This window comes from Exiguobacterium sp. HSB13 (assembly GCF_056764755.1).
In genome coordinates, this window is the sequence record NZ_JBUZOM010000001.1 from 1,807,446 (window position 1) to 1,830,893 (window position 23,448).

Genomic DNA, 23,448 nt, shown 5'->3' on the forward strand with positions numbered 1-23,448 from the left:
TCCTTCTCTTTTCTTCTTGCATATCATAACAAAATATCATTTACAAGATACTTCAGTCGGTTTTTGAAAATAAAATTAGCGGAATAATCACAAATAATAATTAAATTATCCTTCTTACAATAAAGATAGCTTTAAATATACCAATCAAAAGAGAGGGATTTAAAAAATGGAAAATTCATTCACTAAAATCGTCAAAAAGTTTGAAAAGAAAAGAAAGAAAGGAAAAAATGTATTCTTAATAGTAGCCGATTCTAATAAAGCAGTTATGTCAGGGTTGCATGAAGATACATCTTTAGAAACATTATTAGTATATAAAAGAAATGCAGGTATAGAATCATTAACAGGTTTTATCAATAGTAATTCCATTAACGAAGACGAATCGATAAATATTCTCTTAGATTTAGAAGATGAGAATTATCCTAATATCTATTTTGAAAATAATCAAAATAGAGAACAGCTGGGAGAGAATCTAGATGACATACTTGTGATTTTCTGTGAGTTTGAACAATATAGTTTCTTCTTTTATATTTTTAATACAATGGAATCGAAGATTGGTATGAAAATTTTTAATCAACACAAGCTATCTAGTACACAGTTTTTCAAACATTCATTTTTAAATGTATTACCTCATAATAAACAAACTGAAATAGAATTATTGCTTTTCCCATCTGAAGAAAGCCTCTCTAAGGAAAATAGCTATGAAGGAAATTAATCCTTTCTTAGAGAGTTTTTCAAGTCCTGATTTCGACTCAGAAGACGTATCCTTTAATCATTCAAATACATCAAAAAATCTCAATAAAAACGAATCATTTCAAAAAAGAGTAGAATCTGATCACTCATTTTACACATGTGATTTTGATTCCAACAATCTATTTATTTCCAAAATGGATAGTAATGAAAAAAAACACGATAAAAGAACAAAAGAATCATTAAAAAGTCTAAGCGATAATGATTTAGCTGAATTATTAATAGAACAAAATATAGTTGTTGAACTAGATGGGGTTCTATACTATTGGTCTGATTTTCACAATCATTATACCCCATTAATTGGTGAAAAAATCGATCAGTTCATTCGTTCACGTACTCCTGATTTGTACAAAAAGAAAATTAATCAACGGAGTATAAGTGAGATCATTCAATGGATGAAAGTCAGCAAAAATATAGATAAAGACTCAATCATTAATTCACAGAGATATATTGCTTTTCAAAATGGAGTCTACGATATTACTGAAGATCAATTACTAGAACACAATCCACGTTTTTATTCTCTCAATGTCATTCAAACTGATTATCCAGAAAATAATCTTTTCTATGTATCTGGTGAACACTTTGAACACTTCATGTCTGATATTACGCATGATGACACGCAACTTTATGATCGTATTCAAGAACTGTTTGGTTACGTCCTTTCAAATATTCGAAATATCAAATGTATCCCCTTTTTAGTCGGTGCTAAAGATACAGGTAAATCAATTGTACTACGGTTATTAGAATATTTGATTGGTGAAAATTCATTTACAAACCTTAGTTTCGATCAACTCAATACTCCAGTTTTTTTAGCGGAATTAATAGGAAAAAAGTTAAATACATGTGGTGAATTAGGAGAATTCAAGTTCAATCGATTAGATGTATTCAAAAAACTTTCTGGTGGAGACAGTCTATTGGCAAAACCCATATACGAAAAACCTGTCAGTTTTAAAAACTCAGCTGCATTGGTCTTTGCTGGAAATCATCTACCTATAATCAACGGACTAGATAAAGCCAATGCATTTAGTAATCGATTATTAATTTTTCCATTCATGCATCCTGTAGAAAAAGAGAATCAAGATATCTTTTTATTCGAAAAACTAAAAGATGAATCAAGTTATATTGTTCGATGGGCTATCTATGGATTACAAAGATGGATAGATAACAACTATGAGTTTACTTCTTGTGAACTAATTGAAGAGCTATCTAAAAACTATGCCGTGCAAAATAATTCCATTGAAAATTTCCTTAATGATTGGTGTTTTTATGATTCGTCTGCTAAAGTTTTTCGATACGAATTGGAATCATACTATCATGAGTACTGTAACGATAAAGGACTAACTCCAGTCGCATTAAAAGAACTACATGCATACTTAAAAATGGATATTAGTTTAAGTCATAAGAGGTTCCGTAAGAACACCGAAAACAAATATGGTTATATTGGCATTGGATTAAAACAACATGGGGGAATCGATAATGAATTTACATCCTGAATATGAAACAACGCTAGATTACAATTTTGAGAGCATATTGAAAGACATGATCAAAAAGAAAATTGATTTTAAAGACTGGATGAGCATTTCTGAAGCTTCGAAATATGTTGGTGTTTCTTATAACACTTTCAGCAAGTTTAGACTAATGGGATTAAAAATTTGTGAAATAGATGGTATCAAACGTGTATCTAAAAAAGAAATCGATTCCTTCTTGGAAAAGCATAGTTCTTAAGTGATCAAATAGAATTCTCTTGTAGTTGAAATATATATTATAGCTACAAGAGAATTCTCTTATCTATCACTTATTACAAGGAGGGAATAACTTGTCGAACAGGTCAGGTTCTAATATAGAAGGCTATAGACTTAAAAATGGGCAAACAAGATATCAGTTTCAACTTTATGTAGGAGTTGATTCTTTAACAGGTAAACAAAAAAGAACAACTAGAAGAGGATTCAAAACTCTTAAAGCTGCTAAGCTAGAATTAGCACGTCTTAAACTTGAAATTCATAATGGTACCTTCAACAAAACAATAGTTGAGACCTATCAAGATATTTACATGCTTTGGATAGTTCAGTATGAAAAAACCGTTGAAGAAAGTACTTTTCTTAAGACTAGTCGTATCTTTAAAAATCATATTTTACCTGAACTTGGAGAGTATAAAATCGATAAATTAAATGTAGAGCTTTGCCAAAAAGCAGTTAACACTTGGAGTGACCGTCTGAAAAACTTTAAAATGGTCAAAGCATATGCTGCCAAGGTCTTAGAATTTGCTATCAAAAGAGAATATGCGAAATCAAATCCTTTTTCATTTGTAGAAATTCCTAAAAAACGTGTTCAAGGTGTTCAAGAAAAAATTGAAAACTTTTATACAAAAGACGAATTAATTGAATTTTTATCTTGCTTGGAAAGAGAAAGTAATTATCAATCTTATACTTTGTTTCGATTACTTTCCTATACAGGTATGCGTAAAGGAGAAGCTTTAGCACTTACTTGGAAGGACATCTCTTTTGATCAACAAAAAATTTCTATTAATAAAGCCATAACACGAGGCAAAAATAATCAGTTGTATGTAAAATCGACTAAAACAGATACTTCACGAACGATTACCATTGATAGTAAAACATTAGATATCTTGATTAATTGGAAAGAAAAGCAGCGACTCAAGTTTTTATCTTTGGGCTTCGATACTAACCAATTACATCAACTGATCTTCAGTAATTCAAAAAATGAACATCTTCAACCAACTAAAACTAGACAGTGGATTTTATTTGTTCAAGAAAAATACAGATTAAAGAAAGTGACGACGCATGGACTACGTCATACACACTGCTCTCTATTATTCGAAGCGGGAGCTAGTATTAAAGAAGTACAAGATCGACTTGGACATTCAGATGTAAAAACTACTATGGATATATATGCTCATGTCAGTGAACAAGCTAGAACAGGAGCAATCGAGAAATTCGAACAATATCTTACTGACGATAACTAAAAAGACGAGGAGTGAATACACTTCTCGTCTCAGATTGTAGAAAAGCTTCATTGTGAGGGCTTTTACTTTTCATTTCTTTTAAGATCTACTCCATATAAAGAAAGCAATGAATTGAAGAGGTATATCAATTTTACATAATCGAAACTTTCCAACTTACTATAATCATGGCTGCCGTGGACTATAGAATTACGAGAGACTCTATTTTCTTGAGAACCATTATAGAACTCTATTACTCCATCCATAGCTTTCATCTCAAAATAATGATTTATCGTTAAGCTTTTTTTATCTCTATCAGGATGTGCTTTTAAAATCTTACCTAACTCTTTCTTATTCATTTGACTTCTTGATGGATTCTCTAAATCAAACTCTCCATTGTGTTTGTCGCTGATCATCCAGTTTCCCATAAAGAATTCTAACGGTGGAATTATACCTAGAATTGCTAATTCGTAGTCACCATTTTTATGTGCTTCATATGATTGCTCTATTAATTTCTTATGTCGTACTAAAAATTCTTTTTCTGATAGATTTTTAACAGCATTTTCAATATTATCATTCATCCATGTTATAGCCACATCTCGATCAAGGAGTGTGTGGATTTTATCGAATGAAATTGAATCGAAATAATAAAAATTTAGATAGATTCTCTCTTTATTTAGTTTATCTGAAAACGCAAGGATATCTTTTTCAATCTGGGACATCCCTTCGTAAATTGCCTTCCAATCAATGGACGCCAATACACGCACTGCATCATTGTATTTTCGTGAAAAAGATTCGCTAACTCTTTGGTATTCTCTCAATCTTTGATCTGAAAATACTCTTTTCAATTGCTCCGTTGTTTTAACCATTGCTTCTCTTAGCGGTTTAGAGTATTCATTGTAGTCATCTAACATTTTTCTTATTTGTATTAAATCATCATCAATGCTCATAATTAACCTCCTTGAGTAAGTTACTTCAATTTTACAATAAAAAAACTACGTGCATATACGTAGTTTCAGATCATAGAGACGAGGAGTAAACACTCCTGTGTCTTTTTATTTAAGTGCATAAATTCATATATCAGACTTAATAGACTACTTAAGTTTTTGAATACAGATTTGACTACGTCTATTTGAAACTCATTGAGTTTATATGAATAACTAAATTAAAAAATCCCTTGAATATCAAGGGATTTAAAACTCTTTGAAATCGTTTGATTTCAGGGTATGGAGACGGTGGGAGTCGAACCCACGTCCGAAGGCATCGTATACTTAAGCTTCTACGTGTGTAGTCAATTTATTGGGATCTCGTCGTCAGGCTGCCAATTGACAGGCGTCCGTCCGACCAGTCTGATTCCATCTCTTCTCTTTCCCTCCAGACGGAAGGGTCCAAGCGTAGCCTGTTTAAAGTGAGACCCTAGAAATCAGCCGACCAGGCGACAGCTGCTAGGATCCGCAGTTGCTATTACGCTGCTGCGAGTTGTGTGTTAGTTTTGCCAGTTATGGCTGGTGCGTTTTAACGAGGCCGACCCCTCGACACGCCACAGAAGACCGAACTACCCCCGTCGAATCCGTAACGTCCCCAAGATAATAAATTGGGGCTTTCCGAATACTAATATTCTAGCAGAAAAGTGTTACGGGTTCAATACTTTTGCTTATCGCGTAGTGCCCGCTCGATATCACGCTTCGCATCCTTCTTCTTCAAGTCGTCGCGTTTATCGAATTTCTTCTTCCCGCGTCCGAGTCCGATCAAGCATTTCGCGTAACCGTTCTTGATGTAGACCTTCAGCGGCACGATCGTATAACCGTCCCGTGAGACCGCCCCGATTAAGTTCGCGATCTGTTTCTTGTGCAGCAACAGCTTCCGCGGACGGAGCTGCTCATGGTTGTAGCGGTTCCCCTGTTCGAAGTGGGCGATATTCGAGTTCCAAAGAATCGCTTCTCCCCCGTCGAACCGGACGAACGCGTCCCCGATACTGATCTTTCCTTTACGGACCGACTTAATTTCCGTTCCCGTCAAGACGAGACCGGCTTCAATCGTATCCTCGATCGCATAATCGAACGAGGCCCGTTTGTTGTTCGCTAAGACTTTCGAATCTGTTCCCTTTGGCATGTTCGTTCACCACATTTCCGATGCGGAAGCGCTTATTTGCGCTTCCGTTTCTTATTCGAGACCGCCTTATGGAACGGCGGTTTATCTTTCTTATTCTTTAACGAGAATCCTTTTCCCTTACTTTGGTCGCTCTTACCCGACCGTTTCTTGCCACGACGATCGTCTTTCTTCTTGTCGTCGCGTTTTTGTCCCGGACGTCCACCGCTTGAGCGGATCGTCTTCGACTCGAACCGTTTCTTCGGTTGTCGTTCTGGCATCCCGACGACGCTGAAGTCGATCGTCCGTTCATCGATGTTGACGTTCGTGACCTTGATCTCAACGACATCACCGATCCGGAACTGTTGCTTCGTCCGCTCGCCGATCAGCTGATAGTTCGCTTCATCGTAACGGTAGAAGTCATCCGTCATCGCTTGGATGTGGACGAGTCCCTCGATCGTGTTCGGCAATTCGACGAACATCCCGAAGTTCGTGACACCACTGACGACACCTTCGAACGTCTCGCCAATGTGTTGCTCCATATACTCGGCCTTTTTCAAGGCGTTCGTTTCCCGCTCCGCATCAACCGCGCGACGCTCGCGTTTCGACGAGTGATCAGCGATTTCCGGGAGGATCTCCGAATAACGGTCTTGCGTCTTTTGTGACTTGTCGTTGTAGATGACATATTCACGTAGCAGACGGTGAACCATCAAGTCCGGGTACCGGCGGATCGGCGACGTAAAGTGCGTGTAGTAGTCCGTCGACAGACCGAAGTGACCGATCGGTTCGATGTCGTATTTCGCTTGTTGGAGCGAACGGAGCATGACCGTACTGACGACCGCTTCTTCCGGCTCCCCTTCGACCGCATTCAGGATCGATTGCAACGTCTTCGGTGCGACTGACTCACCTTTACGTTCGACGTTGATGCCGAAGTTACCGATGAACTTGAAGAACGTATCGAGACGTTCAGCTTTTGGCTCATCGTGAATCCGGTACATGAACGGCAGTTTTTGACGCTGGATGTGCTCCGCGACCGTTTCGTTCGCTGCGAGCATGAACTCTTCGATCAGCTTCTCGGCGACTGACCGTTCCCGGAGGATGATCTCGCTCGTCTTGCCTTCTTCGTTGACGAGAACCTTCGCTTCTGGGAAGTCGAAGTTGATCGCCCCACGACGTGAGCGGCGTTCGCGCAGGATTGCTGCGAGTTCTGCCATCTTGTCGAAGTACTCGACGAGGTCTTGGTACTTCGCAATCACTTCTTCGTCTTCGCGTTCGATGATTTTCCGGACGTCCGTATACGTCATCCGTTCCGTCGTCTTGATGACACTCTGGAATATTTCGTGGTTGACGACAGCCCCGTTCGCATCGATTTCCATGATACAGCTGAGCGTCAGACGATCAACGTGCGGATTGAGCGAACAGATCCCGTTCGATAGACGGTGCGGAATCATCGGGATGACACGGTCGACGAGATAAACACTCGTTCCGCGCTCACGCGCTTCTTCGTCGAGTGCCGAATCTTCTTTGACGTAATGCGAAACGTCGGCGATGTGGACACCAAGCTCGAAGTTGCCGTTCGCTAATTTCTTAACGTGAACCGCATCATCGAGGTCTTTTGCGTCCGCTCCGTCAATCGTCACCGTCAATTCGTTCCGCAGATCGACGCGTCCAACTAAATCCTTCTCATCGATTTGATCCGGTACAGCATTCGCCTCCGCGATCGCTTCCGGTGAGAAGTCGACGTTGATGCCGTGCTTATGGACGATCGACAAAATGTCGACGCCTGGATCATTTTTGTGACCGATGATTTTCAAGACTTTTGCCGTTCCGGCGTAGCGACCGTCCGGATACTTCGTGATCCGGGCGAGGACTTTATGGCCATCGACGGCACCGAGTGTATCGTCGTTCGCGACGACCGGTAAGAACGTCAGCTTCGTATCATCCGGTTCGATATAAGCGATCGATTCGATCCGTCCTTTTGGACTGACGAACGTCCCGACGAAATCAGCTGGTCCGCGTGAGAGAATCTTGAGCAGTTTCCCTTCACGACGGTCGCCGCCGTTTGACTCGGCAAACACTTTGACGAGGACACGGTCGCCGTTATAGACGTTCTTCAGTTCCGGTGCCGGTAAGAAGATGTCACCTTCTGAGCCGTCTTCCGGTGAGACGAAACCGAACCCGCGCTGGTGGACGGAAATCTTCCCTGCGACTTGACCGATTTGCGCGAGCGTTCCGTACTTGTTCGAGCGTGTCCGAGCAATCAACGCTTCGTCTTCCATCGCGTTCAGCGTCCGGATCAATTCCTTGAATGCTTCCGTATCCGCTAGTTCTAGTTTTTTCGTTAATTGATCAATCGACAACGGACGTTCTTCCGTCGTGATGACCGTTAGTATTCGTTCACGTAATTCCAACGTGACACCTCCAGTTACTTGCTCCAGTTCAATGACTCCAGGAAGTCCAAGATGTCAGAGTGGAGCTGGTCTTTTTCTTTGTCGAGCGTAATGACGTGACCTGAGTTCTCATACCAGATCAGCTCTTTTTGGAAGGCACTGACTCCATCATGGATGATGTTCGCAGAGTCGGTGTTGATCATGTGATCGTTGCGCGCTTGGACGACGAGCGTCGGTGCGTAGACGTCTTCAAGCGAATCGCGTGTCTCGCGCAGCAGTTCCTGCAAGTCCTTCAAGGTCGGCATCGGTTCGAAAGACGCCATCTCGTGGTCGATCTCTTCTTGCGATTTGCCTTCTCGTTTCTTGAATTCTCGTGCGTACTCGGTGACTCCTGCATACATGACTTCTTCACTTTTGATGTAGGCGGGTGCACACATCGGGATGACCGCTTTGACCGGACGGTTCATCGATAACTTCAGCGACATGACACCACCGAGCGACAGTCCGCAAACGGCGATTTCATCATAGCCTTTATCGACGAGTTCCTGATATCCGGCAAGGACATCCTGCCACCAGTCGGCTGGCCCGGTCTTCGTCAGCTCTTCGGGTGGGGCAGCGTGCCCTTTATATTGTGGTGCGAGGGACGTATAGCCCTGCTTTTGCAAATAGCGACCGAGGATGCGGACATCCGCGCTCGATCCCGTGAATCCGTGTAATAGTAAAACGGCACGTGGGCCGGCTTCGAAAAAGAATGGTTTTGGTAAAGTGATTTTCATAAAATGATTCCCCCTCTAACTCTATACCCCATATCCGGAAAAAATGAATATCGAGAAATACAAAAAACGACAGCGCGATCATACGGCTGTCGTTTCAATGCTCACTTATAAAAAGCGACGAGTAACGCCAAGATGAAGAGTAATGCTCCTAAGATAGACGCCACACGATTTAGGACCGCATCCAAGCCACGAGCTTTTTGGCGACCAAATAATTGTTCTGCTCCACCCGTCAATGCTCCGAGTCCGGTCGTACGACCCGACATCAATAGAACGACGATGATGAGAAGAACGGAAACGACGATGAGGCCGACAAGAGCCACGTTATGAATGATCATCGATGATCCTCCTTCAGTAATATACGCTTCTTTCATTATAGAGAAAAACAAGTACGGGAACAAGGAATAGATTTAGGAACTTTTTCCTGCCTGACGAAAAGAGACACCTGAATCGTCGACTCAGGTGTCTCGTCTCCTTATTGTTTGATCAATTCGAGATCGACTGGGATGTTCTTCTCGACTGTTTCACCTTTGAGGTGTTTGATGGCTGTCTCGACACCCATTTTCCCGATCTCAGTCGGTTTTTGAGCAATCGTTCCTGCCATTTTTCCGTCTTTGACGGCTTTGACGGCATCATCTGTTGCATCGAAGCCGATGACTTTGACATCGTTCAGACCCGCTGCTTTTAATGCTTCAACCGCACCAAGTGCCATTTCGTCATTGTGCGCGAAGACGGCTTTGATGTCTTTGTTGTTTTGGAGAATGTTCTCCATGACCGACAATCCTTTTGCCCGGTCGAAGTTTGCTGCTTGTTTTGCGACGACGTCGAGTTTACCGTCGACTGCTTCATGGAACCCTTTACCACGGTCGCGAGTTGCGGATGCTCCTGGAATCCCTTCGAGCTCCACGACTTTAGCTTTGTCGCCGACGAGTTCGATCATGTACTCACCTGCTTGTTTCCCACCCGCGACGTTATCCGACGCGATGTGTGCGACGACGTCGCCTGCTTCTGCGTTCCGGTCAACTGTGATGACGGGAATGTTCGCATCGTTTGCTGTTTGGACGGCTGCACCGACTGCTGCTGAATCCGTTGGGTTGATCAAGATGAGATCGACCTTCTTTTGGACCATGTCTTCGATATCGCTTGCTTGTTTTGCTGCATCATCTTGTGCATCTGCGACTTGAAGTGTTGCGCCTTGTGCTTTTGCTTCTTGTTCTGCCCCTTCTTTTAACGAGACGAAGAATGGGTTATTGAGGGTTGAAATCGAAAGACCGATCTTGAAGTCCTTCGTCTTCTTCTTCGTATCACCGTTGCTGCTGCCTGGCTGTTCCGTCGAACAGGCGGCTGCGAAGACCATTAATGCCATCATGACGACTGCAAGTAGTTTTTTCATCTGTAATTCCTCCTTTTGGAATGTGGGTTACGCTGCTTGTTTCCGGTCCGCGAGTACCGCGAACAAAATGACTAAACCTTTGACGACGAGTTGGAAGAACGAGGAGACACCTAGCAAGTTGAGACCATTGTTCAGTGTTCCGATGATCAAGGCACCAATTAAGGTACCGACAATCCAGCCACGACCACCTGACAAGCTCGTCCCACCGAGGACGACCGCTGCGATGGCGTCGAGTTCGTACGATGTCCCCGCCGTCGGCTGTGCCGAGTTCAGACGGGACGTCAGGATGATGCCGGCGAGTGCTGCCATCAAGCCTGAGAGTGAGTAGATCATGATTTTGACTTTATTGACTTGAATCCCCATCAACTTCGCTGCTTCTTCGTTCCCACCGATCGCATACGTATAGCGACCGAACGTCGTCTTCTTCAAGATGAAGTAGAGGACCGCGAAGGCAAGCAACATCGTTAGGACCGGTACTGGGAAGATCCAGAAGTAACCGCGTCCAAACAATTCGAACCAGCCACCTTGGCTCAGACCAGTGATTGGTTTCCCGTCCGTATAGACGAGCGTCAATCCGCGGAAGATCGTCATCGTCGCAAGTGTCGCGATGAACGGTGCGACTTTCCCGAGCGAGATGACCATCCCGTTCAAGGCACCCATGACGGCTCCGACGATCAATCCAGCCAGAACGGCGATCAGCGCTGACGTTCCGTCCGTCATCAGACCCGCGACGAAGGCGGACGAGAGGGCGAGAATCGAGCCGACTGATAAATCAATCCCACCTGTCAGAATGACGAACGTCATCCCGAAGGCAATCAAGGCATTGATCGAGACTTGCCGTAAGATGTTAAATAAATTATTCAATGTTAAAAAATCCGGTTCCATGATCGAGACGACGAGGACGATCGCGAACAATCCTGCGAGTGGTCCGAGCTTTTGTCCGATCCCAAGACGTCTCGGTTTTGCTTCCGTTACCTTGCCTTGCATCAATTCCATATCATTGTCCTCCTGTCGCAAGTGTCATGATGCTTTCTTGCGTCGCTTCCTGTCGTGTCAACATGCCGCTCATCTTGCCTTCGCGCATGACGTAGACCCGGTCGCTCATCCCGAGAATCTCCGGGAGGTCCGAGCTGACCATGATGATCGCGACACCCGCCGCAGCGAGTTCATTCATGATGAGGTAAATCTCTTTCTTCGCCCCGACGTCGACACCACGTGTCGGTTCGTCGAGGATCAAGACTTTCGGTTGTGTCCCGAGCCACTTCGCGAGGACGACCTTCTGTTGGTTCCCCCCGGACAGTGACTTCGCCGGCTGGTCCATCGAACTGTGGCGGACCGAAAGCGACTTCAAGTACCCTTCTGCGAAATCGCGTTCTGCCTGATCCTTGATGACGCCAGAGCGGGATAACGAACGGATCGTCGGTAGCGAGATGTTCTCACGCAGTGAAAAGTCGAGGAACAAGCCTTCGCCTTTGCGGTCTTCGGTCAAAAAGCCGATGCCCTGGCGAATCGCATCATACGGTGTCTTGATCTTCAGTGACTGTCCGTTCAGTTCGATCGTCCCATCCTTCAGGCGATCGACCCCGAACAATCCCCGCATGACTTCCGTCCGCCCGGCACCCATCAAACCCGAGAAGCCGATGATTTCGCCCGCCTTGACGGAGAACGAGACATCGTCGAACCGTTTTCCGCTTGCCTGTTTGACCTCAAGGACGGTCGCGCCGATCGACACATCACGATCCGGATACCGTTCGCCCATCTCACGACCAACCATCTCTCGGACGATCTGTTCGAACGATGTCTCGGGAATCGCGTGCGTCGAGACGGAAATCCCGTCCCGTAAGACCGTGATCCGGTCGCAAAGCTCGAAGATTTCCTCCATCCGGTGCGAGATATAGACGATCGAGACACCTTGGTTGCGCAGTGCTGTTGCGACGCTGAACAAGGCACGAATTTCCCGTTCTGTCAGTGCGGCTGTCGGTTCGTCCATGATGATGACCTTCGCGTCCGTCATCAAAGCTTTTGCAATCTCAATCATCTGTTGCTGACCGACCGATAACGTCCGAGCGAGTTGATCAACGTCCATGAAGACGTTCAATTCCGCGAGTTCACGTTCTGCCTGCCGCTTCATCTCCCCTTGCTTGAGAATCCCGAAGCGTGACTTTAACTCCCGTCCGAGGAACAAGTTCTCCGTCACCGTCAAATCTGGGAGGATGTTCAGTTCCTGGTGGATGAAGGCGATTCCCGCTTCTTCAGCAAGCTTCGGATTCTTATATTCGACGTTCTGTCCGTCGACGCGGATCGTACCCGCGTCCGCTTTATGGACACCGGTTAAAATCTTCATCAGCGTCGATTTCCCGGCACCGTTCTCTCCCATCAAAGCGTGGATCTCACCCGCAGCGAGTTCGAAGTCGACCCCTTTGAGGACAGGGACGGGACCGAATGCTTTTTTGATACCTGTCATCTCGATACGCATCGCATGACCCCCTTAAAAGATTACGCCGGAATGGAAGATGACATTCGCGTACGGTGTCGCTTCTCCGGTCCGGATGATGACCTTCGCCTGCTGTGTCTGTTTCTTGAATTCCTCGTGCGAGACGAACGTCGTCTCAATCTGCATGGCTTCCAGTTGCTCGAGGACGTCTGGATTCGCTTCCTTAATCTCCGTTGCCAGTGTCAATTGTTCAATCGCCATGTCACCGGCGACGACACGGACGACGTCGAGGAATGATGGTGTGCCGAGTTCCAGTGCTAAATCGATTCGGGCGACTCCGTCTGGAATCGGTAAGCCGCAATCGGCGATGACGATCGTATCGGTATGACCGAGATCGGTCAGGACTTTGCTGATATGACTGTTTAAGATACCGTGCTTTTTCATGCGTCTCCCTCCATCTGTTCCCGTGTCGGCATGCCGCCTTGAGCGCCGAGCGCGCGGATGGATAAGCCGGCTGCCCGGTTCGCAAAACGAATTGCCTCGACGAGCGGTTGTCCTTCCGTTAACGCAACGGCTAAGGCACCGTTGAACGTATCCCCTGCTCCTGTCGTATCAACGACGGTCGTCTCGATTGCTGGAATCGTCACGATCGACTCTCCGTCGTAGAAGCGTGCCCCGCGACTGCCTTCCGTCACGATCAATTTATTCGGATATTCCATCAGCCAATGTTCGATTGGCTGGTCTTGTCCGAAGATTAAGCCACATTCATGTTCGTTTGGTGTTAAGTACGTGACGTGTTCAATCAATTCCGGACTGAGTGACATCGCTGGTGCTGGATTCAAGACGACTGGAATGCCGACTGCATGTGCTTCGCGAGCAACGGTCTCGACCGTTTCGATCGGAATCTCGAGCTGGAGTAAGATGATTTCACTGTCTGCGAGAATCGGCGCGAGTGTATCATCCGCAAACTGAACATGCTGATTGGCAGACTGAACGACGACGATCGAGTTGTCGCCTTCAGCGAGCGTGATATGTGCCGTTCCCGTCCGTTCGCCTTCAATCGTTTGCAAGTGTGTCGTTTGCACCCCTTGTGTTTTAAAGTTTTCGCGGATTGCTTCACCGTTCGCATCACTACCGACGCAACCGATCATTTCAACGGTACTGCCGAGACGCGCGACCGCCACTGCTTGGTTCGCACCCTTTCCGCCCGGTACGGTATGAAAGGCATCCCCGATGACCGTTTCGCCTGCGCCTGGACGGCGTTTACTTTCGACGACGAGATCCATCGAGATACTGCCGATGACACTGATTTGTTTCATGCTTCCTCATCCTTCCGTTTCGTCGTTTCCCGTTCGATGATCTCAACCGTCAACTCATGATGGACGGCGGCAATCGGTGTGCCTTCAATCCGTTGAATCAGAAGTTTCGCGGCTAGTTCTCCCATTTGATAGATTGGCTGCGCGATCGTCGTCAACGGTGGTGAAATCATTTGTCCGAGTTCAATCCCGTCATAGCCAATCACTTGTAGCTCGTCCGGAATCGTAATCCCGCGTTCCGCAGCGACTTGCACCGTAGCTGCGGCAATGACATCACTCGCGGCAAAGATCCCGTTGCAATGATAGTGATCAAAGAGATAGTTTGCGGCATCAAGCGCTCCTTGAAAGTGAAACGGTGACTCAATGCTTGCGACGAGATGCGTTCCGGCGACTTCCTCGAAGCCGTCCCGTCGTTTCTTAATTGTCGGGAGTTTCGAGGGACCGCTGATGACAGCCAGTTCGGTCGCACCAGAAGCAAGTAAGAACGAGGCTGCCTTCTTCCCGCCTTCGTATCCGTTTGACGTCACCGTCGGAATCGCGCCTTGTAACACACGGTCTAATGCTACGACCGGCACTTCGAGTTCTTCATAGTTCGGATTGTTCGAGTAGTTCGTCGTAATGATCAATCCGTCGACATGCATCGCCTCGAGTGACTTGATATATTCGCGTTCTTTCTGAAACTGTTCGTCTGTGTTACACAAAATGACTTGAAAACCATGTTGATGTGCCATATCTTCCACAGCCCGTGCGAGTTGTGGGAAGAATGGGTTCGTGATGTCTGGAACGATCAAACCGATCAATCCGGATCGTTTTTGGAACAACGATCGCGCGACCCGGTTCGGTCGATAATCCAACTGTTTGATTGCCTGAAGCACCGCCTTACGCGATTTCTCACTAACATAACCCTTTTCGTTCATGACGCGTGAGACCGTCGCGACGGAGACATGTGCCGCTTTCGCTACTTCCCGGATGGTCGACATGTTTCGCCACCTCTTTCTTTTGATAACGCTTACAAGAATCATCATATTGTGTAACCGGTTACACATCAATCTTTTTTCTTTAAAATATATTTTATTTTTTTCGAGTTCTTGGATTGGACCATAAAAAAGAAGCCTGACGCGGCGTCAGACTTACGATCATTCCATATGATCATGCACGAATCATGTCTTAAATAAAGACAATCAGTGAAAGACCCATCAAAATATTAATGAACCCTAACCAGTCCGTCGCTTTCGTGTATAGTGACGGTTTATCTTTTTTGACGCTGTCATTCAGGAACATCAATGTCACGGCAATGACGGTCGTTACGCCGAGTGGTGCATTCAAAAAACTATCGGAATACGTAAATAAGTTATTCGTAATATAGACACTATTCAAAATGGACAAACCAAATAATACTTTCTGCATACAAGTCACTCCTATAATCACCAGGATCTTACGAAACCAACTAAGATCTGATTTCGCTCTCCCTCTATTATAGAATATTCTTCCAGTTACTCTTCCTTACACTATTGAAAGAAAGTATTTGGAGGTATACGCAAATACACCGTAAGACAGCGTCACGCCAGCTTACGGTGTATTGATTGTCAGATTAGATAGCACTAGACGATTGATTTTCAGAAAAGACGGAGACTCCTGTGGGAAGAGCCGAATAGGTAAGACCCCGCAGGAGCACACGCGACGAGGGGGCTTGTCTTCCGCCCGCGTAAAGCGACGTCCTGGACGGAAATCAACGAATAATCGAAGTCTAGCTGCCAAGACTTTCATCTCTTTGCTTTCCCGTCTCTTTTTCGTCCCACGAACAAACGTCGAATCAAAGCAACAACGAACGCAACGATTGCCAGCGGCTCAAACAAATAAATCAATAGGAACGTGACATCGATGACGGCATCCTCCGGATTATAACGGATGATATAGAGCGCACCGGGTAAGATGGCAATCAGTCCACCAATTCCGAGTGCTGTTCCAAAAATCAGACTCTGACGCGAAAACCGGCTCGTGATTTGATACAAACCGATGAATAGTATGAGTTCCGTAAAATAGATGAGGCGCAACGGGATGTCACCAATCGACGTATCAAGCCCTAAAAACAAAAAACGAAATAGCATGTCGATTCCCCCTTCCCTCTAGTTCTACCCCGAACAGCGTCCTCGTAATGCTTCATTTCCAGTTTCCCTGCATATCCTCGCTTTAATTAGGGAATAGCTAGAGAGTTACAGTCACACACAGAGAGTTGGGATGGTATGAAGGAAGAACACTCGATGAAGGTCGTCAGTTGTCTGAATGATTATTTCGAACGTCATCAGCAGCCCCTTCAGGTCGATCTCTTACGAGGTCTGCCACCGATCGTGCTTTTATTGCGCGATGACGCGAAGCGCGCTTTTCCGAAGGAAGCGAATTTGCACGATGAACTGTTACAAGACATCAAACGTTTGATTCAGGAATGTTTGGATCCCGATACACTGCGCGAATTAGGAATCGATGTGGATCTCCCGGACTTTTTCGTGACCCGTGCACCGCTTCATTCTCCCCATCATTATCTCGTTACATTCATCGAAGACTGACTTCATGGTAAAAGCAGCTATCTCTTCCATCACGTGTTTGCGTGAAAGAAGAAATAGCTGCTTTTTTATGGACAACAAAAAACCGATAGTGCCATTGCACTATCGGTACGAATCTCTTCATGTCTGAAGAAATCATAGACGACTTAATTCTCAACCTCAAGAATCGCTTCGATTTCAGCTTCTACTTCTTTGTTGACCATTTGCGAACGTTTTTTACGTAATTCGAGATCCATCTCCTGATCGATGAACTGATTCGTATGCTTATCGAAGCAATCAAAGCAGATCGGATAGAAGTCTTTGGCTTCTTTGTTCAGAGAATTGAATTCCCACGTGTCGAGTTCCAAGTAACTGACTTGGTTGTTCGTTTCAGTTCCACAGATTTCACACTTCATCTTCATTCCCCCTTACGCGTCAATCTTCGCTTTTTCAGCTTGGCGTTCTTGACGTTCCTTGATACGCTTCAAACGTCCATGATACTTCATGATGTTCGCTTGAGATTGTTTTGCTTCGTCAGTTGTCGGTTCTAAATCAGCGATGCCCCAGAATTTGACGACGACGTCTAATACTTGGTCGAAGTATTGGAGTGGTCCATAGTTCGTATCAACAGCAATCGTCTTCATCCGTTCCGTGAAGTCAGGCATGACAGCACCTGGCATCGAGAAGTTGATGATGACGTCTTCGAAGAAGACGATGAAGTTCGGGTCAAGCTCTAGGTGTGCTTTGACCGTGTCACGATAGAACGCATAATGCAGTGCTTCGTCCTTCGCTAGACGACGGAGTAGCGTTGCCAAGTCCTTATCGTGTGCCCCTGCGATTTTCGCAACGTTGTTATAAAAGACGAGTGTCGCTAATTCTTGCAATGACGTATATGCCATTGTCGCTAACGGGTTCGTGAAGTCCGGGAACCAGCCGTTTTCAACGACGCGTCTTCTTAATTGATGAAGTCGCGTTGGATTGACGTTTCGCGTGACGAGTAAATACGTCTCGAGTAAGTTCGAGTGCTGATCTTCTTCTGCTGTCCATGTCCGGACGAAGTCATTGATGACTTCCATCGAGTTCTTGAATGTATAGTCTAAGTGCGACGTGTACCACGGTAGGTTGACTTCTGTCAGTAATGCCGTCTCGATTGCGACGATGACACCTTCCGGAAGCGTGACTTGGCTTTCGTCCCAAGGAACGCGTTTGAACGACATCGCCTTATCCCACGGAATGAACTCGTGGTAGCTCCAGTCGATGTTGGCTGAACGCTCCTTGTGAAGTCGATATAACTCTTGAATGCGTGGTTCTAAACGGATATCTAAATCTGAATTTAACATGATCGTATCTCCTTTAGACGTATTTGTCATCTTCATCGAGCAAGATGTAATTAATGCCTATAACTATTTAATTTGCACTTATTTATGAGTATAACATTTTAGTCATCTACTAGGATGAATCAATTTTTTGACAGTTCAGTATAGTTTTAATGACAAAAATGGTTTTCATGTTTGACATTGCTTGATAGACAAAAAAACCTCCTATCCGCGTGTAAGTATTGAACTGCGCCCTACAGTTTGGACAGTTTAATAAAAGCACCCTTAAGGTTTTAAGCTGCTATGAGATGACTGTGATATTGTACCGGAGTCATCTTTTATAGTTTCCATTGTCTTCGTTCGCTGTTGTAATAATCAATGTAAGCATCGACCATAATACAGACCTCATCGAGGTCAGATGCTAATTTATAATCAATATAATCTTTCAAGTGCCCAAAGAACGATTCCAAACTTTCTCATGATACGCAAAATATGTTTATGATTCATCGGTTCTCTAATAAGATCAAGCATCTCCATGTAAAGAGTACGATAGCCGATTTTTCCGTTATGACAATCATGAACATGTTTCAGAAGTAAGTAGTCCGCACAGTCGCGTTCTTCCCGAAGAGAAATACTATCCGTACGTACGAGCCAGGCGTAATACCTACTGCGGCTTACTTCAGCTTTCGCAAGACATCGTTTGACAGAATCATCTTTTTCAATCAACCTCCAAGATTTGATTTTCCACGTTTCTCATTCAAGAGTCTTTCTTCTCCATAAATGCGATATGTCTTCCACCACCGTTTTAACGTTTCGTTCGACGTTTAATTACCAATCATACCTAATTCAAAGCCACTTTTCTTAAAGATTCGTATCGGTCGCTTACCTGCTAAATTCTCACGTACAGCGTGAATATTAATTCGTACGATTTGATACGAGGCTACTTGAAGATTCGCTTCAAGTTGTCTGATTTGATCTGGATTGAGAATGCGTCTATTGATGAATAGTTCTCCTGTCTAAATTGCAAAGGTACAGTATATCGATATCTTTAAACACAAAAAAACTGAATGGGTCTTTTGTCAAGTGTCCACCATTCAGGGTTCAGTTCATATTTCTTAAATATAGAAGTCTTTATTCAAATAAGAATTACTCTTTATTCTGATAATATTTTTTTATAATTTAAAATATAAGATTCTAGAATTTCAATAAATTTATTTGTGTTCTCATTTTCAAATTTAATTCCAGATTCAAGAGCAACATAACCTAAAATTATATTTCTATTACTTAAAATTTCGTATAAAAGAAACCCTAAATTCAATAAATTACTAGTATTATTATCTAAAACAACAAATCTTTTGTTTAGATTGTCCTTAAGTTTTGTTAAATGGATTTCCGTTAATCCACCTAAATCGTAATTATAATTCTCATAAAGAATACCGCGAATCGATAAGAATAACGATCTTTCAAAAATACTTATTTTTTCAAAATCAAAAAAAATAGATGTATCTTTCTTTGTTTCTTCTAAAAATTTCTCTAATTCTATTAATCTATTCATAGATACCTCCAGTTTTGATAATTTTTCTACTAACATATATTAAGCTATCTATTTGATTTAGTATGTTCAATAATCTCTCTTCCGTTGGATAATCAATTTCATATCCAACTCCACGAGTATAATTTAATCTCCATTTAGACAAATAAATATAATGATTCCATTCTAGTGGAGAAAAATTAATACATTCAACTAATTTTGTAAATACAGATAATCTCCCGAATGTTGGGAAGCCTAATTTAAAGCAGGTTAATAAACAAATATTCCTACAAATAAAGAATAACTGAGAAAGATCAAAGGCGTTTACACCATTCAATTTAAGACTGATATTTATTTGTTTGAACAGGTTTTCATACGTTGTCAAATTTTTATGGAAATTAGTAAAGGGTTGTAAGTCTTTAAATAAAAGCACATTCGCTTTAGAATAAATAATTTTCCCCTCAAGTTTTAAATGCCATAAGAACATAGATCCATCTTGTAGTAACTGATTATAAAGAGTTTGTGTATAAATTGAGATACCAATTTCTTTATAATCCAACTGACTTTTTACAATATTAATAATTTCAGTTATTCTAGATTCGTCCGTATCCTCTAACAATAGGAAAATATCAACATCTGAAAATTCATCTGAATCTTCTCTAGCTGCAGATCCAAAAAGTACTACACTCAACAGATCCTTCACTTCGCTAAAATCTACCACTGTCATTTTGCTATCCTCCTATAAACACCTGAAACTAGAAAACCTATAAATATTAAACCTAAGAAATTCTCTGTTACAAAAAGTAACGTACTTGTAATTTGAGTAGGTGTATAATGACCATAGCCAACAGTTGTAAAATTGGTATAACTAGCATATATAGATTGCCATAAATTTAATTTAATCATTCTGTTACCATTTATTGTAGTAGATATGTATTCTTCGTCTGTAAAATAATAAATTAAAAAACCAAATACAAGTAGTATTAATAGTGCTGTTCTAAACAGTCGCGTTAGTTTTAATCCGTATCCCCAAATGAAGTCATTTAATTGCAATATAACATAATCATATAAAGCCACAGCACGCGATATTAAGTCTTCTTTTTCTTTATGGTAGCTGGTACTACACTTTACTCTTTCTAATAGTAATTCTTTTTCTGTATCATGTATTCTAATTAACAATTCATCTGCTGATTTTTTATCGTTTAATCCTAGTTGATTTATTCTTAATTCTTTAAGTAAAGCTATCTTTAAATTTGGTTCCGACGGTAAACAACCTAAGATTTCCTTTAGATTCAATCTACAGTCTTTAAATGTTACATAACGTAAATTACATGAATTAAACTTAGCATTTTCTAAATTGCAACCAATAAAATTAGAACCTGTAAAATCGACATTTTTAAATATAGCATATCTTAAATAACACTTTTCAATTTCAGTCTGTGTAATTACACAAGCTGATAGAAAAAGATTTTTCAGGCCTAAGTTGTACAATTTGCTTTTAAACAATTTTACATTAGATAGGCTTAGATCATCCTGTTCTTGATTAATTATTTCTATTCTATTTTGAGTAAAATCCCCTTGTAATTCTTGTAATTCTGTTAGTTTAATAATCTTATTTTCCATCTTATTATCTCCCGCATAATTTTGAGAAAAGTTCACATTGAACTATCTATAAACAAAATTTATTCATGAATTTATCAAGAGAAGACACGACGATATTGATATGCTCTCCCTAAAAAGTATACAGTTGAAATGACCAAAACCGATTACTTTTTAGGGAATATATCATTGTTCATCATTTTTACTTTAACTCTCATGTTATTTATTAGTTTTAATAATTTGAATAACCGTATCTATTGCTACAAATGTTACGAATACTTCTTTTACAATATTGAAACCATTTATCGAAAACCCAAAAATATTTTTTAGATCATTAAAAACATTGACGTTGTAAATAATATAAATTGTTATCATTATTAAATAAGTATAGACTCTTATCATTTTTTTTGTCATAAATTCATTTACTATTTTATTTTTAAAAGACCTAACATGTAAAAGTATAAATAACTTATTCATTATGGAGTCTCCAAAATAAGCGTAAAATAGAACAGTTACTATGTTAATTAAATATAAAAAACCAGCATAATTAGAAGAATTTAAATCATTATGTTCACCTATTATCCCAAAAATCATAGTAGGTAAAAAATATATAGCTAAAAATACTAGTATAGGTAAAATAAAAGATAATAATTCGTTTATTGAGAAGATAATATATAAAGGAATATACAAAATATCAATAAATTTATACATTATTTCAGAGTTAAAAACTTTATTTAAATAATTTAAACTGCACAAAGTAAACAAGTATATAAAAAATAATAATATAATACGTTCAAATAGTTTTGTTTCCGAATTTATAAAAATATAGATTACACTAGCCGTTAGAGCAAAAAAAACACACCCTATCAAGTTTAATAAAATATTAATTTTAGTTTTATACATATTTTATTCTCACTTTCCGTATTTTTTGATTTTTTTAGTCTGAACTTTTCATTAAGTAATTGTATATGTATAACTTAATTAAATATATATTTTCAAGATTAGAGGAGAACATATGAAGCTAGATATAAAAACAACCATCATTATACTTTTCATTACATTTTTTGCTCCAATATTTATAAATTTATTAATGTTTATTCCATCTTTTGGTTTAGCTGCAGTCAACACAGAAGGTTGGCTTGGCTTTTTCAGTAATTACTCTGGGGGTATAATTGGTGGTTTTGTAGCATTTATAATAGCATCTAGACAAATTAAAGCTCAAAATGATGAGAATAATAAGAATGAAATAGAAAATAGTCGTTCTTACATAATTTTAGAAGAAATTATGGCTTCTATTGATTTAAAGAATATAAATACTAATTTTAATAGCAAAATTCTAAGCAATGAATTTTATGAAGCTATTAAAGAGGACTACATTAAAGAAAGAAAACAAATTCCTTTTTTTAAAGTACATCATAATGGGTTACCTGAAATCATTTTAGATTGTGAAATAGAAATATGCTTAACAGGAGGAAAAGATGATAGCACTCAGATGTCATCCTATTTAATTCAATCTCACTTGGGTGTGATTGAAAAAAATATAGAAATTTTTATCCCTATAACAAATAAAGATTTTACTTTTATACATCCAAAAGAAGTTAATATTAGTTATCGTACTATAAAAGGTGAAAAAATTCGATATGTTTACGATGTAGAGAATATGAATGAACAACACATTCTCATCAGCCAAGATGGAAAAAGTAACAATGAAATTTTATATAGTATAAATCTTAAGGGAGTATCTTGGATTTATCCTGCAAAATTTGATAGAACTTATTTTTTTTGATTACTGTATTTTTCTAGGATGTTTATTATTCGACAATTTTAATATTAAGCGAAACATTTAGATGAAAATACAAAAACACCATAATAATTCCGTGTAGAAAAGATTTACCACATCGGAAAGAGTTAAAATAAAAACTTCTCTAGAGCTTTGGTTTTCAATACGAAAGATTGCTTAGCACCTAGAACGAAAACCGTCTGTGATTTCACGTGAACTAAAATGGAATTCTTCTTACAATGCAATCAACACCAGATGGCGTGAGATGCAATCAAAAACTGTTATGTACGCGCGTTTTAGCGTTTCGCTTGGATTACGCATACTTGCGAAACTATGAAGACATGATCACATGCTCTCCTGAACAAATCGCTGAACGACTCTTTCATGAAAAATGACCATAGTATAGTATAATTTATTGATGAATATGTAAAGAATTCATCAATAGCGGTTTAGACGGTTTGCAACAAAAAATATTTGAGATAAGATGGCGCTTCTGCGTACGTCTTCCGTTCTGTAAACGTTCGTTGAACGTCCAGGGTAGAGAGACTTTCGAAAACTAGGAATTGTTGGATTCTGTCCTAT

Annotated in this window: 26 protein-coding genes, 1 other RNA gene and 1 pseudogene; 6 read left to right on the forward strand and 22 right to left on the reverse strand. The window is 41.3% G+C overall.

Translation table 11 applies throughout. The features are described from left to right. The first annotated feature begins 166 nt into the window (after nt 1-166). From ACZGCQ_RS09580 to ACZGCQ_RS09595, 4 genes are all read left to right on the forward strand, one after another. Complete coding sequence (locus tag ACZGCQ_RS09580) at nt 167-712, forward strand: hypothetical protein (RefSeq protein WP_481266110.1); 546 nt, start codon at nt 167-169, stop codon at nt 710-712. Continuing rightward, complete coding sequence (locus ACZGCQ_RS09585) at nt 699-2,240, forward strand: DNA primase family protein (protein WP_481266111.1); 1,542 nt, start codon at nt 699-701, stop codon at nt 2,238-2,240. The genes ACZGCQ_RS09580 and ACZGCQ_RS09585 overlap by 14 nt, the downstream gene beginning before the upstream one ends. After that, on the forward strand, nt 2,224-2,472 hold the full coding sequence (locus ACZGCQ_RS09590; protein ID WP_481266112.1) for a helix-turn-helix domain-containing protein: 249 nt from the start codon (nt 2,224-2,226) through the stop codon (nt 2,470-2,472). The genes ACZGCQ_RS09585 and ACZGCQ_RS09590 overlap by 17 nt, the downstream gene beginning before the upstream one ends. Before the next feature lie 91 nt (nt 2,473-2,563). Further along, nucleotides 2,564-3,730: a site-specific integrase gene (locus ACZGCQ_RS09595; RefSeq protein ID WP_481266113.1), complete on the forward strand. Its 1,167-nt coding sequence runs from the start codon at nt 2,564-2,566 to the stop codon at nt 3,728-3,730. A gap of 62 nt (nt 3,731-3,792) precedes the next feature. On the opposite strand, the gene ACZGCQ_RS09600 is transcribed toward ACZGCQ_RS09595, so the two are convergent. The 14 genes from ACZGCQ_RS09600 to ACZGCQ_RS09665 form a co-directional block, all read right to left on the reverse strand. Continuing rightward, a complete protein-coding gene (locus ACZGCQ_RS09600; RefSeq protein ID WP_481266114.1) occupies nt 3,793-4,656 on the reverse strand; it encodes a hypothetical protein in 864 nt (287 codons plus the stop codon). Between the two features lie 274 nt (nt 4,657-4,930). Then, nucleotides 4,931-5,289: a transfer-messenger RNA gene (gene ssrA, locus ACZGCQ_RS09605) on the reverse strand. Nucleotides 5,290-5,347: 58 nt separating this feature from the next. Further along, the gene (gene smpB, locus ACZGCQ_RS09610) at nt 5,348-5,818 is read right to left on the reverse strand and encodes an SsrA-binding protein SmpB (RefSeq protein WP_023469198.1); all 471 of its coding nucleotides are present in this window, start codon (nt 5,816-5,818) and stop codon (nt 5,348-5,350) included. A gap of 32 nt (nt 5,819-5,850) precedes the next feature. Beyond that, the gene (rnr, locus tag ACZGCQ_RS09615; protein ID WP_023469199.1) at nt 5,851-8,205 is read right to left on the reverse strand and encodes a ribonuclease R; all 2,355 of its coding nucleotides are present in this window, start codon (nt 8,203-8,205) and stop codon (nt 5,851-5,853) included. A gap of 14 nt (nt 8,206-8,219) precedes the next feature. After that, nucleotides 8,220-8,960, reverse strand: a complete 741-nt coding sequence (locus ACZGCQ_RS09620; RefSeq protein ID WP_023469200.1) for an alpha/beta hydrolase — start codon at nt 8,958-8,960, stop codon at nt 8,220-8,222. 101 nt (nt 8,961-9,061) lie between these two features. Beyond that, nucleotides 9,062-9,295 carry a preprotein translocase subunit SecG gene (secG, locus tag ACZGCQ_RS09625; protein WP_023469201.1) on the reverse strand — a complete coding sequence of 78 codons (234 nt, stop codon included), beginning with the start codon at nt 9,293-9,295 and terminating at the stop codon, nt 9,062-9,064. 137 nt (nt 9,296-9,432) lie between these two features. Next, nucleotides 9,433-10,350: a ribose ABC transporter substrate-binding protein RbsB gene (rbsB, locus tag ACZGCQ_RS09630; RefSeq protein WP_035396322.1), complete on the reverse strand. Its 918-nt coding sequence runs from the start codon at nt 10,348-10,350 to the stop codon at nt 9,433-9,435. A gap of 27 nt (nt 10,351-10,377) precedes the next feature. Then, complete coding sequence (rbsC, locus tag ACZGCQ_RS09635; RefSeq protein WP_052019102.1) at nt 10,378-11,346, reverse strand: ribose ABC transporter permease; 969 nt, start codon at nt 11,344-11,346, stop codon at nt 10,378-10,380. 1 nt (nt 11,347) lies between these two features. Beyond that, complete coding sequence (locus ACZGCQ_RS09640; RefSeq protein WP_481266115.1) at nt 11,348-12,826, reverse strand: sugar ABC transporter ATP-binding protein; 1,479 nt, start codon at nt 12,824-12,826, stop codon at nt 11,348-11,350. A gap of 12 nt (nt 12,827-12,838) precedes the next feature. Beyond that, nucleotides 12,839-13,228 carry a D-ribose pyranase gene (gene rbsD / locus ACZGCQ_RS09645; protein WP_214807627.1) on the reverse strand — a complete coding sequence of 130 codons (390 nt, stop codon included), beginning with the start codon at nt 13,226-13,228 and terminating at the stop codon, nt 12,839-12,841. Further along, the gene (gene rbsK / locus ACZGCQ_RS09650) at nt 13,225-14,103 is read right to left on the reverse strand and encodes a ribokinase (RefSeq protein WP_481266116.1); all 879 of its coding nucleotides are present in this window, start codon (nt 14,101-14,103) and stop codon (nt 13,225-13,227) included. Before rbsK ends, rbsD begins: the two co-directional genes overlap by 4 nt. Then, on the reverse strand, nt 14,100-15,080 hold the full coding sequence (locus ACZGCQ_RS09655; RefSeq protein WP_050678689.1) for a LacI family DNA-binding transcriptional regulator: 981 nt from the start codon (nt 15,078-15,080) through the stop codon (nt 14,100-14,102). The genes rbsK and ACZGCQ_RS09655 overlap by 4 nt, the downstream gene beginning before the upstream one ends. A 187-nt stretch (nt 15,081-15,267) precedes the next feature. After that, nucleotides 15,268-15,507, reverse strand: a complete 240-nt coding sequence (locus ACZGCQ_RS09660) for a hypothetical protein (RefSeq protein ID WP_481266117.1) — start codon at nt 15,505-15,507, stop codon at nt 15,268-15,270. Between the two features lie 356 nt (nt 15,508-15,863). Then, nucleotides 15,864-16,208 carry a hypothetical protein gene (locus tag ACZGCQ_RS09665; RefSeq protein ID WP_481266118.1) on the reverse strand — a complete coding sequence of 115 codons (345 nt, stop codon included), beginning with the start codon at nt 16,206-16,208 and terminating at the stop codon, nt 15,864-15,866. A gap of 153 nt (nt 16,209-16,361) precedes the next feature. Between ACZGCQ_RS09665 and ACZGCQ_RS09670 the strand changes: the two genes are divergently transcribed. After that, nucleotides 16,362-16,664 carry a hypothetical protein gene (locus ACZGCQ_RS09670; RefSeq protein ID WP_481266119.1) on the forward strand — a complete coding sequence of 101 codons (303 nt, stop codon included), beginning with the start codon at nt 16,362-16,364 and terminating at the stop codon, nt 16,662-16,664. 143 nt (nt 16,665-16,807) lie between these two features. Here the strand turns inward: ACZGCQ_RS09670 and ACZGCQ_RS09675 are convergent, their stop codons facing one another. The 8 genes and pseudogenes from ACZGCQ_RS09675 to ACZGCQ_RS09710 all read right to left on the reverse strand — a co-directional run bounded on the left by ACZGCQ_RS09675 (nt 16,808) and on the right by ACZGCQ_RS09710 (nt 21,110). Continuing rightward, nucleotides 16,808-17,056 carry a hypothetical protein gene (locus ACZGCQ_RS09675; protein WP_230088506.1) on the reverse strand — a complete coding sequence of 83 codons (249 nt, stop codon included), beginning with the start codon at nt 17,054-17,056 and terminating at the stop codon, nt 16,808-16,810. 12 nt (nt 17,057-17,068) lie between these two features. Beyond that, nucleotides 17,069-17,980, reverse strand: a complete 912-nt coding sequence (locus ACZGCQ_RS09680; protein WP_481266120.1) for an acyl-ACP desaturase — start codon at nt 17,978-17,980, stop codon at nt 17,069-17,071. 314 nt (nt 17,981-18,294) lie between these two features. Continuing rightward, complete coding sequence (locus tag ACZGCQ_RS09685) at nt 18,295-18,426, reverse strand: IS3 family transposase (RefSeq protein ID WP_481266121.1); 132 nt, start codon at nt 18,424-18,426, stop codon at nt 18,295-18,297. After that, nucleotides 18,389-18,682: an IS3 family transposase gene (locus ACZGCQ_RS09690; protein ID WP_481266122.1), complete on the reverse strand. Its 294-nt coding sequence runs from the start codon at nt 18,680-18,682 to the stop codon at nt 18,389-18,391. Before ACZGCQ_RS09690 ends, ACZGCQ_RS09685 begins: the two co-directional genes overlap by 38 nt. Then, nucleotides 18,679-18,765, reverse strand: a pseudogene (locus ACZGCQ_RS09695) (hypothetical protein); the annotation flags it as partial. The gene ACZGCQ_RS09690 and the pseudogene ACZGCQ_RS09695, both read right to left, overlap by 4 nt. 344 nt (nt 18,766-19,109) lie before the next feature. Beyond that, nucleotides 19,110-19,511: a hypothetical protein gene (locus tag ACZGCQ_RS09700; protein ID WP_481266123.1), complete on the reverse strand. Its 402-nt coding sequence runs from the start codon at nt 19,509-19,511 to the stop codon at nt 19,110-19,112. Beyond that, nucleotides 19,504-20,214 (reverse strand): nucleotidyltransferase domain-containing protein, encoded by a 711-nt coding sequence (locus ACZGCQ_RS09705; protein WP_481266124.1) that lies wholly within the window; start codon nt 20,212-20,214, stop codon nt 19,504-19,506. The genes ACZGCQ_RS09700 and ACZGCQ_RS09705 overlap by 8 nt, the downstream gene beginning before the upstream one ends. Continuing rightward, nucleotides 20,211-21,110, reverse strand: coding sequence for a pentapeptide repeat-containing protein (locus ACZGCQ_RS09710; protein WP_481266125.1), 900 nt, complete (start codon nt 21,108-21,110; stop codon nt 20,211-20,213). The genes ACZGCQ_RS09705 and ACZGCQ_RS09710 overlap by 4 nt, the downstream gene beginning before the upstream one ends. 991 nt (nt 21,111-22,101) lie before the next feature. Here ACZGCQ_RS09710 and ACZGCQ_RS09715 point away from each other — a divergent pair. Continuing rightward, complete coding sequence (locus ACZGCQ_RS09715) at nt 22,102-22,872, forward strand: hypothetical protein (protein ID WP_481266126.1); 771 nt, start codon at nt 22,102-22,104, stop codon at nt 22,870-22,872. The last annotated feature ends 576 nt before the right edge of the window (nt 22,873-23,448 follow it).

Excerpts from the sequence above, each read along its gene's own strand:
- rbsD (WP_214807627.1), bottom strand. The coding sequence starts at position 13,228 with ATGAAAAAGCACGGTATCTTAAACAGTCATATCAGCAAAGTCCTGACC.
- ACZGCQ_RS09700 (WP_481266123.1), bottom strand. The coding sequence starts at position 19,511 with ATGAATAGATTAATAGAATTAGAGAAATTTTTAGAAGAAACAAAGAAA.
- rbsK (WP_481266116.1), bottom strand. The coding sequence starts at position 14,103 with ATGAAACAAATCAGTGTCATCGGCAGTATCTCGATGGATCTCGTCGTC.
- ACZGCQ_RS09620 (WP_023469200.1), bottom strand. The coding sequence starts at position 8,960 with ATGAAAATCACTTTACCAAAACCATTCTTTTTCGAAGCCGGCCCACGT.
- ACZGCQ_RS09705 (WP_481266124.1), bottom strand. The coding sequence starts at position 20,214 with ATGACAGTGGTAGATTTTAGCGAAGTGAAGGATCTGTTGAGTGTAGTA.
- ACZGCQ_RS09580 (WP_481266110.1), top strand. The coding sequence starts at position 167 with ATGGAAAATTCATTCACTAAAATCGTCAAAAAGTTTGAAAAGAAAAGA.
- ACZGCQ_RS09710 (WP_481266125.1), bottom strand. The coding sequence starts at position 21,110 with ATGGAAAATAAGATTATTAAACTAACAGAATTACAAGAATTACAAGGG.
- secG (WP_023469201.1), bottom strand. The coding sequence starts at position 9,295 with ATGATCATTCATAACGTGGCTCTTGTCGGCCTCATCGTCGTTTCCGTT.
- rbsC (WP_052019102.1), bottom strand. The coding sequence starts at position 11,346 with ATGGAATTGATGCAAGGCAAGGTAACGGAAGCAAAACCGAGACGTCTT.
- ACZGCQ_RS09640 (WP_481266115.1), bottom strand. The coding sequence starts at position 12,826 with ATGCGTATCGAGATGACAGGTATCAAAAAAGCATTCGGTCCCGTCCCT.
- ACZGCQ_RS09675 (WP_230088506.1), bottom strand. The coding sequence starts at position 17,056 with ATGAAGTGTGAAATCTGTGGAACTGAAACGAACAACCAAGTCAGTTAC.
- ACZGCQ_RS09600 (WP_481266114.1), bottom strand. The coding sequence starts at position 4,656 with ATGAGCATTGATGATGATTTAATACAAATAAGAAAAATGTTAGATGAC.
- ACZGCQ_RS09715 (WP_481266126.1), top strand. The coding sequence starts at position 22,102 with ATGAAGCTAGATATAAAAACAACCATCATTATACTTTTCATTACATTT.
- rbsB (WP_035396322.1), bottom strand. The coding sequence starts at position 10,350 with ATGAAAAAACTACTTGCAGTCGTCATGATGGCATTAATGGTCTTCGCA.
- smpB (WP_023469198.1), bottom strand. The coding sequence starts at position 5,818 with ATGCCAAAGGGAACAGATTCGAAAGTCTTAGCGAACAACAAACGGGCC.
- ACZGCQ_RS09590 (WP_481266112.1), top strand. The coding sequence starts at position 2,224 with ATGAATTTACATCCTGAATATGAAACAACGCTAGATTACAATTTTGAG.
- ACZGCQ_RS09680 (WP_481266120.1), bottom strand. The coding sequence starts at position 17,980 with ATGTTAAATTCAGATTTAGATATCCGTTTAGAACCACGCATTCAAGAG.
- ACZGCQ_RS09670 (WP_481266119.1), top strand. The coding sequence starts at position 16,362 with ATGAAGGTCGTCAGTTGTCTGAATGATTATTTCGAACGTCATCAGCAG.
- ACZGCQ_RS09665 (WP_481266118.1), bottom strand. The coding sequence starts at position 16,208 with ATGCTATTTCGTTTTTTGTTTTTAGGGCTTGATACGTCGATTGGTGAC.
- ACZGCQ_RS09585 (WP_481266111.1), top strand. The coding sequence starts at position 699 with ATGAAGGAAATTAATCCTTTCTTAGAGAGTTTTTCAAGTCCTGATTTC.
- ACZGCQ_RS09655 (WP_050678689.1), bottom strand. The coding sequence starts at position 15,080 with ATGTCGACCATCCGGGAAGTAGCGAAAGCGGCACATGTCTCCGTCGCG.
- ACZGCQ_RS09660 (WP_481266117.1), bottom strand. The coding sequence starts at position 15,507 with ATGCAGAAAGTATTATTTGGTTTGTCCATTTTGAATAGTGTCTATATT.